The organism is Nonomuraea sp. NPDC050328, assembly GCF_044459405.1.
Taxonomy (GTDB): domain Bacteria; phylum Actinomycetota; class Actinomycetes; order Streptosporangiales; family Streptosporangiaceae; genus Nonomuraea.
Map to the genome: position 1 here is coordinate 273,422 of NZ_JBITIW010000007.1, position 16,047 is coordinate 289,468.

A 16,047-nucleotide genomic window follows, 5' to 3' on the forward strand; every position below is an offset into this window, starting at 1 on the left:
CTGAACGAGTGCGTCGTGCACTACAACGCGTAGCGCCCGCACCAGTCCCACCAACAGCGCACACCTGATCGAGACAAGGATGTCGTGGTGCCGCTGGAAGGCCCGAGCCAGCGGGCAAAACCTGCCCAGCGGAACCATCAACGAGTACCACCGAGCCGTCTGACCAATCCGAAGAAACACCAGCTCAAACCATGTGCATGAGTTTGAAGCAGTACACCCATCTCGGCAGACACATAGAGGCGCTTGCGCTCTGCAGCGCCTCCCTGACGAGATCACTTACCGAGAGCACTCCATGAAGAGGCCTCACCGTTCGTTGAATTACGTCAGCTGTGGACGTTTAGGTTCCGATAGATGAATAGACCACACATCTCCCTGCAGCCGCTCATCATCTTGTCCCTTAAGCACGATGATCTCAACCCCGAGTTCCACGAGTGACATTTTGATCGAATCCGAGAATGTCTGCCTAGCCGCGCCATCGAGGTCAACGCCCCGGGCTTCCAGCGCGCGCGATAGTGTGGCGGCTGCCAGATGAGGGGAGAATGACCCATACTTAGCGGAAACTGCATCAGGGATTACCTCGTTATCGCCCCAGAGAATCCTGTGAACCTGAACTCCAATAAGACAACATTTCCAGCGATCATACCTATGAAATGTAAACTCGAGCAATCCATAGTCGCGGCGAAGTAGGGGCCCGTGTACATCCTCAACAAAATCCTTTCCAAATGAGTGCGTAACTTCTTCGAGTGAAGACCCCATGCCCAAGCCAAGTACTCGCTGCGCAGATATAGCGGTCACATAGAAATCAAGCTCATCCATTCATCTTCTCCAAGGCTTTGATCAAGAAATGCATTTCTAGCGCTCGGTTTTTAGCCATACCTAGCTTGCCGCTATTCATTCTATCCATTGCATCCCTGGCGTTGCGGATCAAGTTCTCTCGCAAAGCCGAATCTCGCTGGAGCGACTTTAGCACAAAGTCAAGCTCAGCTCTCCCAGGCATCCCCGTTTTGATGCGTACCCCCTTAACCCCGACACCACCCTTTTCATTTGGAAAAACACGTACCTCATATTTCCCTACATGAACGTGAGCACCTTTGGTTGCCCAATCCTGAAAAGCGACCGATACTCGAATACACGGTGCTGAATTATGAACGAGGACGGCGCCAATTTCCGTCGCAACGTGATACGAATTATAGTCATCAACCGAGAAGTTGTAGACGAACTTATCGCTTGCTGCACGCTTCTTCACTGATGTTACAGTCAAGTATGGACCGTCGTCGGTGGTTAGGTCGTACCCAGGAAGGAGTGCACCGGCCGGAATCCAACTTCTGGTATCTTCCACCCAGAAGGGATGACCCTCTGTGGCTACTATCGTCGCAGAGCTACGAGGATTATCTGCACTGCGCACTTTAATGTAGACAAGAGCCGCTCTTCCCTTAGCCATCCTTGCGCTGGTCACGACTTTGGCGCCAGCCTTGTCGACTACGGGATCTGCCGCTGACACCACGTCGCCCGGCTCGATATTTTCGATTTCTTTACGGGTCCCATCTGCCATGAGCACTTGCGTACCGGCAACGAAGCTGTTATCGCATACCACTTTCGCTGCTATGATCGCGTCTTTTAGCTTTGGCATGCTTCCCGCAATGTCATCTAGCCCTCGCATAAGTCGGCTACCAGCGAAGAAGTTCGACCCGAAAAGCAGACACGACCCCATATCGTCAAATCCGCAGCGAGCAAGATCCGATACGACGCCGTTAACATAGCCCGTGATCCACGATCTCACGTCAGACAAGAATCGTTCTACTTCCAGCTTGCCTGCATCAACCACCGATAGACCCAAGCTCTTGAACAACTTCTGACAATCACCGCTGACCCAGTTGCCCGCCACGTCGAGGAACCTGCGGAAGCTATTGGTCCCCCCTGCGCAATCTTCGAAGTAGGTTTTTGCTTCAATCATTTTTGCGGTGGCCTCAAGCATTTTGGCACACTCTTTCATGCCGAGCTTCTTTTGGCACGCAGTCAACTTCTCATCCACCGGCCCGGACAGTTTATAATTTAGCCCCTTCTTAAAATCCTCCATTTTCTTTTTCTGTTGGAGATAGTGAGCAAACGTAATGAGGGCAATAATGTCGTCTTCGCTCAGAACTCCCTTGTAAATTTTTTCGATGATCCCATCTTGCGCCTTGGCGCTAAGCGTCCAAAAAGAGGCGGGCGGATGCATTCCGTTTGGCAGCTGATCTAGCATCTTCATCTCGGCCTTGGTTAGGACCAAGAGATAATCTCCGCAGACATTGCAACCGACGGGACGGCTGCCATCAGATGACCCTGATCCCCCGATACAGACGGCGTAGTTGCAGTCGTTGTAGGGCGCACTCGCCGAGGCCGATGACGTTGCGTATCCCGTGCCTCCGCTGGGGATCCACGTCAAGCTTCCACCACTGTCACAGTTTCCGTAGCAGGCAACCGTGTTGTGGCCCGTGGGATCGATCCCTGTCATGGGGCTGGCGTTGGCATAGGTGAATCGGTTGGCCTGAACGCTCGGGTTCGGCTCTAGCGTGGCGCTGTCCCGACTCGCGAAGGTCCCTATCTCTGGCTGGTACCATCGGGCGTGCATGTTGACCTTGCCCGTGTCAGGGTCGGTGTATTGCCCTTGGTATCCCAGGCTGTTCTTGTTGCCGCTCTGAGCGAGGACCTCGCCAAATGGTCCAAACCCGGTCGAGGAAACGAAGCCTGTAGAATTAAAGGTCGCGACTAGGTCCCCGTGTAGATCGCTGAGAGAGCCGACAGCGGGTTCCGTGCCTTCTTGAAGTCCAAGGAGAGTGCCGGTAGGGCCACGTCCGTAACGGGCGGAAGGGCTAGTCGCGTCGGCGACCGTGATCGCAGCAAGATCGTTGCTAATCCCGGTGTAAGCGAACAATTGTTTTGCCGGCCCCGTGATCCTGGTGGAAACTCGATCCAAGGCATCATAAGTATAGAGGCTGTCGCTGTCCGCCACTAAGCGGTCGAAGGCATCAAAGGTCGCTGTGGTGACCTTACCCTCGGTAATCTGGCTGGCCAGAGTGCCACGGGCGGTGTAGCTGTACGTCGTCCCGGTCTGAGTGCCGCTTGAATTGCTTCTAATTAGGTGGTTGCGCTCATCGTAAACGAACTCCTGATCGCCTGCCTTCGTGCGGTTGCCAGCGTTGTCCCACTTATAGGTCGTGACAGCGCCACTCGGAGCGGTCCAGGAGGCGAGTCGTCCAGCGAGGTCGTAGGTGTAGCTGTTAGCTCCCGCCCCTGCGACTCCGACAGTGGTTTTGTTGCGGAGCTGGTTGTTTTTGTCCCACTCGTAGGTAATCGACGCCATCAGCGCGCCAGCGGCGTTCTTCATGGTCTGGCTGGTCAACCGGCCCAGCCCGTCATACTCGAACGTCTGGCTATCTGCGGTAGCACCGCTGGAATTCTTGCCGATCAGGCTGGTGAGGCGGGATGCCTCGTCGTAGTCGTAGCTGAGGGTTCGTCCGGTGATGGGGTCGGTGGCGGTCTTTAGGCGGCTGGCATCGTCGTAGGTGAAGCTGGCGGATCCTGCCTTGTCGGTCCGCTGGGTTAGCCGTCCTAGGCTGTCGTAGGCGAAAATGCTCTGTGCCGCAGCGTCACGTGCCACCTGGGTGAGGAGGCCCCGGTCGTTGTATGAAGCAGCCAGATCGCCGAGCGACGTCGGTCTGCCAGCTAGGTCGTAACTAAAGGTGCGCCCGGCGGACGTGGCAGTTCCGCCTGCGCCGTTCTCTTTGGTGAGTCTACCAAGATGGTCAAAGACTCGTTCGATCCGCACACCGCCTGGTTGCTGACTAACCACCGGAAGTCCGCCAGCGTCGTAGGTCGCGGTCCAGGTGCGGTCAGCAAGGCTGGGATGGGCGGTTGTCGCCGGTTCGATCAGGCTTTCGGCAAGGCCGAGGCTGTTGTAAGTGGTCCAGGTGGTATTGCCGCGCCCGTCGGTGAGTCGGGTTCGTGCTCCTGTGGCGTCGTATCCGAAGGTGGTGGTAATTGAAGTGTCAGCTGTGATGGGTTCGATGAGAGACATAGGTCGGTTGAGGGCGTCGTAGGTTTGCTTGGTGATGTATCCCTCGGGAGAGATTGCGGCGATCGGGTTGCCGACTGCGTCGTAGCCGACTGAAGCTGTACGAAGCACTGTGCCCGTCTTGTCAGTGTCCTTGACCACGATCTTACGTCCGGCCAGGTCGTACTCGCTGATTTGGGCGTTGCCGAGCGGGTCAACGGATTTCACGACCCGCCCGGCCTGGTCGTAGTCCGTGGTCGTCTTGTTGGACAGCGGATCAGTCACGGACACGACTTCGCCGATAGCGTTAACGTCAAGCGTGGTGACCTTGCCGTCCGGCTGGACGGTTTTCACCACTTGCCCGGCGTCGTTGTACTCCATGCGGGTGGTGAATGCCGCCGTGGAAGGGTGACGCTCGATCACTGTCTGAGTGATGGGTCGGCCGAGGTCGTCGTAGGTGGCTTCGACCCGGGCGCCGAGCGGGTCGACTGCGGCGAGTTGTTCGCCGAGAAGGTCATACTCCTTGATCCATTGCCCGGCAGCTTGGCCAGTGGCAGCGGGGTCAGTGGTACGCACCAAGCGGCCGAGTCCATCGTATTCGAAGGCGCGGCTGAAGCCCCTGGGGTCGGTGCTGCGAACGAGTTGACCGGCAACATCATAGGTGCTGGTGGCCGTCGGTGTGATCGGCGTTCCGCCTGGCGGAGTGTAGGAGGGCAGCACTACACCGGTGAGACGGCCAGCCTTGTCGAAGGTCGAGATGGTGGTCTGGCCCTCAGCGTTGGTCTCGTGCGTCTGTCGACCTGCCGAGTCGTATCCCCGGCGGGTGATCGGCCTAGCCATTGTGCTGTATTCGACTTTGTCCACTTGGACGGGAGGCTGAGTGATCTCGACGAGCCTGCTTGCGCCGTCGTACCGCATCGTCGTGGTGTATGCCGCGGCATTGGCTCCCGGGAGGTTGCCACGGGGGTCGGTCACGCTTGCCGTTAGCCCACGATCGTCGTATGTCATGGACGTGATCAGGTCATCGTCCCCGGTGTTGGCGATCTCGCGCTCCAGTTCACCGGTGGCGGTGTAGCGGTATTCGCGGGTCTCGATACGGCTTGATCCGCCGCCCGAAAGTGTAACCTTCAGCGGACTTCCAGCAGCGTTGTAGGAGACCGTCGTGGTGCGCTTCAACCCATCGGGATCCACCGTTTGCGACACAATGCGGGAAGCGGCGTCGTAGGTGAACACCGCACCCAGACGGCCTCCGCCAGTGACCACCTTTGTCGGGTTACGTGCCGCGTCATAGGTGTAGCTCTCGAGCACCACATCACGAGCAGTGGTCGAGCCGTTCAGCCGGACGTCATCGGCGATCTTGGTGGCCACCATGTTGTCGGCGAAGTAGGTGTAGGAGGTTTTACGTCCCATTGCGTCGACCTGGGTGGCCAGTCGGCCTACCGGGTCGTAGGAACGGGCCTCCAAAACCACATCGGCGGCGGGTTGCGGGTTGACCGGGCTACCGGTCCAACCCTTCAGCGTCCTGGTGACCAGGTCGCCGCGCGTGCTGTACGCGTTCTCGATGACGGTCCCGCGCTCGTCGGTCACCCGTACGAGCTGGCCAAGGGTGTTCCACTGCTGCCGGAGTACTCCACCAGCAGGGCCAGTCACCGTCTCCACTCGTCCTGCGGCATCGTAGGTCGTCGTGGTGGTCCGCGACGGGTCTCCGCCAGTGGTGTCGCTGAACGTCTCCGTGAGCTTGCGACCGTCGGCGTCATACGTGTACTCGACGCGAGACGTATGGGTCACGCCGCTGATCTCGTTCTTGACACCCTGCCCTGTTTGCGTAGCTAGCCGGCCAGCCGTGTCATACGTCGAGGTGGTACTCACCCCGTCGGGATACGCATCAGAAATCAAGGTGGTCCGGGTGGTCCGGCCGAGCGTGTCGTATTCAATCTTTGTGATGACTCCGGTCGGGCTGGTCTGCTGGACCAGATCGCCGGCCGCGTTGTGCTCATAAGTCCACGTGTTGCCAAGTTGGTCGGTCTTGCTCTTCAGCAGGCCCGCAGGGACGAGCCCGCCGCCGACAGCGGCTTCCGTACCGTCGGTGTAGGTCGTGGACGTTGATCGGCCGTTCGGGAAGTCCGAGGTGGCGGGAGTGGTTTCCTTGGTTTGCTCGCCGAACGAGTTGTAGGCCCAAGCGGTCAGGTAGGTCTCGTCGGTGGCTGAACTTGATCGGCCATCGCGGTGACCGATGGTCACGTCGTTACGGGGATCGAAGGGATCATCGGCGTTGACGTAATAGGAGAAGTAGTCGCTCGAGCAGCTGGTGGCGGTCCGGCAGGACTTCTTGGCCAAGAGGTTGCCGCGGGCGTCGTAGGCCATTTCGACGACGTTGTTGTTGGCGTCGTAGACCTTGGCCGCAGAGCCGCCGATGTCGTAGGCGTACTTGGTCTGCTGGCCAAGCTGATCCGTCGTGGACACCTCGCGATATCCGCGGGAGGCGTCGGTGACGTAGGTGATGGTGCCCGCGCCGGGGTCGGTGACGGTAATCGTGGCGAACGTCGAGATGGTCGTCTGCTTGGCGTAGGCGACATCGGACAGCTTCCATGTGCCGCCGTTGGCATCGGTGTAGGTGGCCAGGCGTCCGCCGTCAGCGGCGTAGGTGTTCGCGGCCTGGGTTCGCCCGGATGGAAGCGTGATCTTCGTCAGCTGTGGCTGAGCGACACGGGCCGCGAAGTGCTGCTGGACGACCTGCGCTGACAGCGGCTTGCCGTACACGGCGACTTCGTCGATGTCGCCGTTGAAGGGGAACGCCTTGGTCGTGGTGGTGCTGGCCGGCCAGGCGGTGCTGGCGTAGCCGGAGCCGATGCGGGTTTCCCACTGGTCGCCGTGCTTGATCTCCCCCGCCAGAGTCCCGAGGGCTACACCGTCGAGGTAGAGGGTCTGAGTGCTCTCCCCTGGGGTGGTGGAGGTGGGAGCCTTGGAGGACACAGCGGACAGGACGACGTGGTGCCAGGTGCCGTCATTGACCACGGCAGGCGAGGTGATCGGGGCATGGGCGCCGGTGTAGAACTGGGCACGCAGTTTGCCGTCCGTACCGACGTACACCACCGGTGTGAACGCCGATGGTGTGTTGTCGGCGGAGTTCTGCATGCCGATGACGGTGCCGGACGCGGTCGTCTTGAACCATGCCTCCACCGCGAGCTGGCCGCCCTGGCCGCTGATCGTCGAGCGGGGAAGCTGGACGAACGTGGATGTCGCGGCGCCCTTGAAACGCATCGCGGTATCCGGTGAACCGCCGAGCGCGCCCTGGACACCTGTGCCGAGGTCGGCCGGCGTGGTTCCGGTGAGCTTGGCCTGCTCCTCGGTGATGTTCCAGCCCGCGGACGAGGAGACGATCGTGCCGGTCTGCGTGCTGGACTCGTTCAGGCGGTAGTAGAAGCCGGGTGCGGAGTTGATGACGGCGCTCTTGTAGCGGGATGCCGCGGTGTAGGCGTATGTCGTGCACGCCGTGGCCGACTCTGGCGGGCAGACCTTGGCCAGTTGGTCGCCGTCGTAGGTGTAGGTCCACGTCATCGGGGCGCCGTTGACGGGGTCGGTGGACACGCTGGTGATGTGGTTGCCGGTCCAGGTGAAGGTGAGGGATCGACCGCCTACGGCTGTCACCTTGGCCAGTCGGCCGTCGCTCCCGCGAACCATCTCCTGGGCCCGTCCACGCCGGTCGGCGATCTTGACGAGGGCGCCTGCGGCGTTGAACCAGTAGGAGGTGGCGGACTTGTCCATCAGCCGCCATCCGCCGGCGGGCTCGGCGGCCAGGGTGGCGAAGATCCCGGACGGTGCCGCGAACGAGCCATCGCTCTTGGCCGCGAAGCGCAGTTGCTGGCCGTTGGGGTAGGTGATGAGCACGTTGCCGCCGGGCTCAGGCTCGATGCGCATGTCCCAACGGGTGCTCCAGCCTGCGCCGAACAGGCCGTCGGTGCGGGAATCGAGGCTGTTGTACGTGCGCGTGACCGACAGCGGAGGCCCGGCGACCGTTACGCTCGCGTCGGTCGCGGTGTGCGCGTAGTTACCGGAGACCTGGTTGAACTCCTTCCCCTGTGCACCACCGGCGAGCGCGTTGATCCCACCCTGGTCCGGTGTCGGGGTGAACGTCCGCCAGGCTGAGGTCACGGTGGTGTAGGTGGTGGCGGCCTTGGCCATCCACGAGTACGTCTTGCCCCAGGTCAGTTTGTTCGCTGGCACCTGCCAGGCGCCGGCCGCAGTCCAGTCGGGGGAACTTGCGCACCAGGTCCAGTTGGGGGACGTGCCTTCACACACCTGGAACCAGTACTTCACTGCCGCCTCTGTTGCAGGCCTGGCATTTGCGGACAGTACGGGGGTGAGCGTGCCTACTTGGCCGTTATTGGCTGGCGCGAAGGTCTGGAAAGGCAGTGCGCTTATTTTCGCGGAGACCCAATCCGACCATGCACCGCTTACACCGGATGTAGTGACGGGCCGGACTCGCCAGCGCACCAACCACCCGTCAGACAACCTTCCAGAAGGAACGACGAGCCAGGCGTTTGTTCCGGACGCATACGCTGAAGATGAAACGCCAGTCCAGATCGGGCCAGTGCCCTGCTCGGCCATCACCGGGTCATGTTCGACCTGCGCTTCCAGCTTCATCTGGCGGTTCTCGGGGTCGCTAACCTTGGCATAAAGCCATGGCGTCAGTGCTGTAGCGGTCCACGAGGCGGTTCCACGAGCAGCCGGGTCCATGCCAAGCCCCTCGACAGACGGCTTGGTCAGGTCGATACGTGCGGCTCGCCAGTTCGTCCACGGTCCAGCGACGCCAGAGCCGGTCTTGCCCTGCACCCGCCAAAGAATGTGCCAACCATCCTGGAGCTTTCCAGACGGCACCCGCGCCCATGCGGTCGCTCCGGCGTTAACGGACTGCGTTCCCGTACCGCTGTAGATGAGGCCGGTACCTTGCGCGGGGTTGGCGGGATCGTGCTGGATTTCGACGGACAGAAGAGAGGGTCGGTTTTCAGGATCCGTGACTTGCGCATACACCCAAGGCGTGATGGACGACACAGTCCAGGACTCGGATGCAGCCGTTCCAGGGGTAAGTCCTGGCACCGCCACTGCGGGCTTTTTCAAGTCGATACGAGATAGCTGCCAATCCGACCAAGTCCCTGCCACCCCGCCGGTGGTGACGCCTCGCAGCCGCCATCGGATCTGGTAACCGTCTGCGAGGACACCCGCGGGAACGGTCAGCCAGGCGTTCGCTCCTGACGCGTAGGAGATGGTTCCCTTACCGGACCAAATGGCCCCCGTCCCTTGGCCGGCGACCGGGTCGTATTCAATGGCGGCTTCCAGAAAGGATGCCGCACCATTCGCAGCTGTGACCTTCATGAAGAATTGAGGACGCAACGACGACAAGACCCACTGACCAGCGCTTTGGGTCGCTGGGAGCGCCCCCAGGCCCGATCCGGCGGGTTTGTTGATCTCGATTTTTCCGGTGCGCCATTCAGACCACGCCCCGCCAACAACAGGCGAACGCATGTCGGAGAAATTCGAAGCAAGAGCCCGAACCCGCCAGCGAATCAACCACCCATCCTGCAACTTCCCAGAAGAAACCGCAGGAGAAGTGACATCCCAGTTCGCCCCCGTACCAGGAGAATCCGACTCACCCGACCAGATCAGCCCACTGCCCTGACCCGCAGCCGACGGATCATGCTCAACCTGAACACCCAACGCCACATACCGACCCGCCGGATCACTCACCCGACCCGAGAACGTCGGCGTCAACGACGAAAACGTCCACAACCCCGACGACAACTGACCCGACGAACTCACCAACGACACCGTCGGCTTCGTCGTATCGATCCGACCCGCCTGCCATTCAGACCACGCCCCGCCAACAACAGGCGAACGCATGTCGGAGAAATTCGAAGCAAGAGCCCGAACCCGCCAGCGAATCAACCACCCATCCTGCAACTTCCCAGAAGAAACCGCAGGAGAAGTGACATCCCAGTTCGCCCCCGTACCAGGAGAATCCGACTCACCCGACCAGATCAGCCCACTGCCCTGACCCGCAGCCGACGGATCATGCTCAACCTGAACACCCAACGCCACATACCGACCCGCCGAATCGCTCACCTGCCCCGAAAACGTCGGCGTCAACGACGAAAACGTCCACAACCCCGACGACAACTGACCCGACGAACTCACCAACGACACCGTCGGCTTCGTCGTATCGATCCGACCCGCCTGCCATTCAGACCACGCCCCGCCAACAACAGGCGAACGCATGTCGGAGAAATTCGAAGCAAGAGCCCGAACCCGCCAGCGAATCAACCACCCATCCTGCAACTTCCCAGAAGAAACCGCAGGAGAAGTGACATCCCAGTTCGCCCCCGTACCAGGAGAATCCGACTCACCCGACCAGATCAGCCCACTACCCTGACCCGCAGCCGACGGATCATGCTCAACCTGAACACCCAACGCCACATACCGACCCGCCGAATCGCTCACCTGCCCCGAAAACGTCGGCGTCAACGACGAATACGTCCACAACCCCGACGACAACTGACCCGACGAACCAATCTCCGCTACCGTCGGCAGGGAATCGGCTGAGGCCATCTCACCTGACTGTGTGACTGCAACTTTGGCCGAGCTACTTACTCGATTTTCGACCTCGCGCTTAGGTTGTGGGCTGGCCGTTGTGGTGGAGATTCTTGAAAGGCCGTGGGTCTGGGTCCTCGCCGGACCGGGACGTTCGTCACGCTGCACGTCGGGTTGCGCATCAGAAGGCGCCGCCTCCCACACCAATGGAGGTGGTGACTCTAGACCTTGGTGAGGAGGACCGTCCACGATTTGGCTCGGCTCCTCGAGTGGCAGGGCATTCTTGGGACGCGTGCTAGTTTGATCGGCCGTGGCGGGCCTCACACTAGGTTGTGTAACCTCCGCTCCAACCAAGTGCGGTAGCTTGCCAACCGGAGTTGACGGCTGGATCGGCGCCTGATAGCTCCCGCCATCGATGCCCGGGTCCCCAACCGCTGCATGCAACGGAACTCGGGGAGGGGAGGACGCGTAAGCAGCCGGCAGATAGAGCAGGCCTGGCAGGAGCGCAAGCAAGGTGGGCACGATCGCTCGCGACCTCCACCGCGACCGCCTGCGGGGAATAGGATCTACCCGGCTAACACCATTTTGGGTCACGCTGAGCTGCCCACGCCGCACGGCCACGCCACACTCCCAATAACTGGGTCGCCAGAGCGGCCCGCCCGGCGCTGCACGACGCGCCACCAAAAGATCGTCTTAGATATACACATTGAGGCCACAGAGAGCCAGATCTTGACTTAATGTGACACTTAGTGCATCAGTCACAAACTGGACACCGAAAGTCACGCGCCGCCCGTCGCAAGGCCATCGCGCTGCTGGCACTCACAAGATGATCTGCTCGTCTAGGTTGAGTGTGCCTAGTGTGCTTCGCCTGAAATTCGCTAGATAAGTTCGTATGGTGATGGCTATGACGCCTCCCGGACCAGCTGCGGTGGAGATCCGTTTGTCGGACAGTGAACGGGCTCGGCTGATCGGCATGTCGGTGGAATCGTCGAGGCTGGCGGTCAGGGTGAAGATCGTGCTGGCGTGTGAGTGCCCGCGGGTCAGCACCCCGCAGGTGGCGCGGGAGCTGGATCTTGCCGAGAGTACGGTGCGTAAGTGGCGTGCGGCTTTCGCCCGTGGCGGGTTTCAGGCGCTGGTCGACGAAGCGCGCACGGGCCGGCCCAAGGCTGAGTTGACGGTGTCCGATGCTGAGCGGGCGGTGCTGCAGCGATGGGCGCGGCGGGCCAAATCCGCGCAGGTCCTGGCGATGCGCGCGAAGATCGTGCTGGCCTGCGCAGACGGCACCGACAACAAGCAGATCGCCGAGCAGCTACGGGTACACCCGGACACGGTGTCCAAGTGGCGCCACCGCTTCCTGCGCCTGCGGCTGGACGGGCTGATTGATGAGGCACGCCCGGGCCGCCCACCGTCGATCAGTCTGGAACAGGTCGAGCAGGTCGTGGTGGCCACGCTGGAGGAGACACCGAGCGGTGCCGCACACTGGACCCGCGCCTCGATGGCGCGCCGTAGCGGGCTTTCGCAGTCGAGTATCGGCCGGATCTGGCGGGCCTTCGACCTCAAGCCGCACCGCACGAGCACGTTCAAGCTGTCGACCGATCCGCTGTTCGTGGAGAAGGTTGTCGACGTGGTTGGGCTCTATCACGATCCGCCGGAACGCGCGGTGGTGCTGTGCGTCGATGTGAGGTCCCAGATCCAGGCTCTGGATCGGTCACAGCCGGTGCTGCCGATGATGCCGGGCATGCCTGAGCGGCGCACCCATGACTACGTCCGCCACGGCATCACCAGCCTGTTCGCCGCCTTCGACATCGCCGGCGGGAGCGTCATCGGCGAATTGCACCGCCAGCACCGCGCGACCGAATTCAAGAAGTTCCTCGTCACCATCGACAAGACGGTGCCGGCCGAGCTCGATGTCCACCTGATCTGCGACAACTACGGCACGCACAAGACGCTGGCGATCAAGGGATGGTTAGCGCGCCATCCCCGCTTCCACATGCACTTCACTCCGACCGGCTCCTCCTGGATCAACCAGGTCGAGCGCTGGTTCGGTTACCTGACCGACCAGCTCATCCGCCGCGGAGTACACAAAAGCGTCCAGGCCCTGGAGGGCGACATCCGCGCCTGGATGGACCGCTGGAATGCTGATCCCAAGCCCTTCGTATGAACCAAGACCGCCGAGGAGATCCTCGAATCCCTCGCGAAATATTGCCGACGAATTTCAGGCGAAGCACACTAGCCACTTTGATCGGCGACCGTCTCAGCAGCCTGGAGGACGGCGATGGCTAGCACGATTGCGGTAGCGCGCTGCGGACACCAGCGCATCCGGGAAAGGCTCTTCCAAGTCTTGAGCATGACCACGGCGCATTCCCTGACGGCACGGACACGTGCGTGCGGTTGACCGACCGCTAGTGGCGGGACAGGTGTGGTCGGCGAGGATGTCACTTATCAGCTTCGGACGCGCTTCCGATTCACCGTGAGCAGCAGCTCGCCAGCTCGCCGATCGCCGGCCTCGGCCCGCTCGCGCAGCTCCTCCAGCCGTCCAGCCCCCGCCAAGAGCTCCGCCAGTCGGCCGGAGGCATGCCAGTCTCCGGCATCGGCACGTCGGCGCAACTCGTCTTCTATCCCCAGCCTGAACAGCAGCGCAGCGAGCCTCTCCACTGCAGCCGAATCCCCGGTGTCAGCACGCTCACGCAGAGCCTTTACTCGTCCCAGGTTGGCCAGCAGTTCGGCGAGTTGGACAGCGGCGTGCTGCTCCCCAGCCCGAGCGCGGACGCGCAGTTCTTTCTCGTTCTTTCGCCACGACAGCAGCTCCGTTAGTCGAACGCCTGCATGCCGGTCCCCCGCTTGGGCGCATTCGCGCCAGTACGAAAGAGTTTCCCCTTCCCAGCCTAGATTAGTCAGCAGCTTGGTAGCCCGGCCAGCAGCACGCCAATCTCCCCCGGCAGCACGTTCTCGCAAATACGCGAGAGCTTCAGCATCCCGCCCCATATTGAGCATCAGCTCAGCCAACATGTCGGCGGAGTATCGGTCCCCGACACCAGCGCGCTCACGTAGCTCCTTTTCGTGCCCTTCTTCGGCCAACAGTTCAACCAATCGCCGGGCAGCGTGCCTGTCTCCGTCGTCGGCGCGCTCACGCAGCTCCCCCCGCAGCCCGAGCTTAGTCAGCATTTCACTCAGCTGACTTGCGGCGTACGGGTCTCCTATATTCGCACGGTTGCGCAGCTCCTCTATGTTTCCCAGATTGGATAGCAGCACGGCCAGGTGCATGGCTGCGTGCCTGTCTCCTGCGTCGGCGCGCTTACGTAATTCCTCCGTACGGCGCAGCCCTGCCAGGAGCTCACTTAGGCGATCTGCAGCACCTCGGTCGCCAGCGTCAGCACGCTCACGCCAGTACTCGAGAGCCTCTATATCCCGCGTCATCTTGGTGAGCAATTCGGCCGTCCTACTGACTGCGTACTGATCTCCGGCGTCGGCACGCGAACGCCAATATGAGAGCGTTTCCGCCTCCCTCCCCCGCTTGGTCAGCAACTCGGCCAATCTGATAGCAGCAGGCCGGTCCCCAGCGTCAGCACGTTCACGCAACTCGTCCTCGTCCCCCTTCCTGGACAACAGTTCGGCCAGACGGTCGGCAGCTTGCGCATCCTTAGCGTTGGCATGCTCACGCAATTCTTCTACCCGCTCTAGCCTGTACAGCATCTCAATCAGTCGACCGTGAGCATGAGGATCTCCGGCAACCGCATGCTTACGCCAAATGAGCACGGCCTCGTCTTCTCTACCCAACGTGTACAACAATTCATCCAATTGGGCAGCCGCGCTCTGGTCCCCGGCGTCGACGCGCCCGCTCAAGGTTTGCACCGCCTCATCGTCCCGCCCTTGATCGGTCAGCAAATGGGCCAACCGACCGGCAGCTTCTCCACTTCCGGCCTGCGCGGCCTTGCGGTACAGCAGCTCCGCGTAGCCGTGCAGGGTGCGTAGCGCAGCGGCCTGCCCAACGCGCACTTGGTCTGCAGGCTCTGTTACGTGATCAGCTATTGCTTGCCAGCATTCTTCGGGCACCTTGCTCAGGTGGCGCTGTTGGGCAACCTGTTGTTGCACGTAATCGGCCACCTCATAGCCGGCGACCTGACCCATCCCCCCAGTAGGGTGAGCAATTGGCGTGAGGGCAGCGGCGGCGCCATGCAACTCCTCAGTGAGGTATTCCATGGCGTTCTCGAACCAGTTGTGCGGGGCTTTGGCCCGCTGGCGGAGATCACAATAGCCCGGGGCAGCCTGGCGCAGAAGTGCGGTCATGATCGGAGGGGAGACGCCCAAGCGGGTACTGTCAATAGCCGCGGTGAGAATAGCGACGGCATACGGGCTTGCCTGCCGCCAGCGGCGCATCAATTCCGGGGCCGCAGCGATGGTTTGAGTTAACCCGTAATCGCTCGTCTGCAGAGCCAGCTGGATCCGGACGTCCCCCTGCATAGCCGCATTCATGGCACGTTTTCGTTCGGCCAGGGAAAAACTGTCATCGATGTCTACCGTGTCGGCTAGACGGAGCAGCTCTCGCGCGGCCGCATGCGGATCAGCCTGGCCAGCTTGCGGCAGCGCTGCATAAATTTCACGTCGCCCGGGCCAGATCGTTGCGACTAGTATCGCTCCCTTATTGAGTAGATCATGGATGATCCCGGCCTCTAGGGGGTCGTCGCAGTCAATGTATCGCTGAAGCTCGTCCAGCCAGACCACTAAACGAGTAGGCGGGTCCTGGGCAACTGAACGAATTTGCGCGACATTCGCGGGATGTAGCAGCCACCAGTCGCCGAGTAGCACCCTGACTGCTTCGAAAGCGCTGCGCGTCTTACCGACCGACGAACCGCCGACGAGGAGTATTAGCCCACCGTGTTGCTTTTCGGCTGCTCGGCTAATCAATGCACGTACCCCACTTGCTGAGGTGTCAGTATCCCTCTCGACGTAAGTGGGCAAGTCACCCATGGCACCTGGAACTTCGATAGCGGCGTGCACTCCCAGACGGCGGGGGTCGGCCTGGGATACTCGAATAAGCCCGTCCGCCCGCGGGTCGCTGCTGTCGCGGACACGACGGCGAGCCGCCAGCCAGGTCGACTGCTGCTCCTGCGGCACGGAGCAGGCGCACAGGAACACCTCAAGCGTGGCCTCGCTAGGCAATCCCTTCCTGGAGTTGAACAGGTCAGATAGCGTTGTCTTGGGCAGACGCCCACTGACGGCGTTGTCTAGGTCCTTGAACGACCGACCTGCGCGCAGCAGTTCAAGTGCGGCCTTGAACCCAGCAAGCGTATGGATCTCACCGGGTTCAGGTAGCGAGAGGCCCATCAGTTCTTCACGTTCCCCTCCACAAGGTCTCCTGACGGACCCATCCTGATTCGGTCATCAACGAGCTCGGACTCTGCCGTGCACATCAGCCTGCCTGACCCTGA

General features: G+C 61.3%; 3 protein-coding genes and 1 pseudogene. 1 reads left to right on the forward strand and 3 read right to left on the reverse strand.

Going from position 1 to position 16,047, the window contains the following annotated elements:
* Positions 1-318 precede the first annotated feature (318 nt).
* Together ACIBG7_RS26615 and ACIBG7_RS26620 are read right to left on the reverse strand one after the other, a co-directional pair.
* Positions 319-816: a hypothetical protein gene (locus ACIBG7_RS26615; RefSeq protein ID WP_397337957.1), complete on the reverse strand. Its 498-nt coding sequence runs from the start codon at positions 814-816 to the stop codon at positions 319-321.
* The gene (locus ACIBG7_RS26620; RefSeq protein WP_397337958.1) at positions 809-10,636 is read right to left on the reverse strand and encodes an RHS repeat-associated core domain-containing protein; all 9,828 of its coding nucleotides are present in this window, start codon (positions 10,634-10,636) and stop codon (positions 809-811) included. The genes ACIBG7_RS26615 and ACIBG7_RS26620 overlap by 8 nt, the downstream gene beginning before the upstream one ends.
* Before the next feature lie 955 nt (positions 10,637-11,591).
* On the opposite strand from ACIBG7_RS26620, the pseudogene ACIBG7_RS26625 reads away from it, so the two are divergent.
* Positions 11,592-12,776 (forward strand): annotated as a pseudogene (locus tag ACIBG7_RS26625) (IS630 family transposase); the annotation flags it as partial.
* 284 nt (positions 12,777-13,060) lie between these two features.
* Here ACIBG7_RS26625 and ACIBG7_RS26630 read toward each other — a convergent pair.
* Positions 13,061-15,943, reverse strand: coding sequence for a hypothetical protein (locus ACIBG7_RS26630; protein WP_397337959.1), 2,883 nt, complete (start codon positions 15,941-15,943; stop codon positions 13,061-13,063).
* Between the last annotated feature and the right edge of the window lie 104 nt (positions 15,944-16,047).

Excerpts from the sequence above, each read along its gene's own strand:
- ACIBG7_RS26615 (WP_397337957.1), bottom strand. The coding sequence starts at position 816 with ATGGATGAGCTTGATTTCTATGTGACCGCTATATCTGCGCAGCGAGTA.
- ACIBG7_RS26620 (WP_397337958.1), bottom strand. The coding sequence starts at position 10,636 with ATGGCCTCAGCCGATTCCCTGCCGACGGTAGCGGAGATTGGTTCGTCG.
- ACIBG7_RS26630 (WP_397337959.1), bottom strand. The coding sequence starts at position 15,943 with ATGGGCCTCTCGCTACCTGAACCCGGTGAGATCCATACGCTTGCTGGG.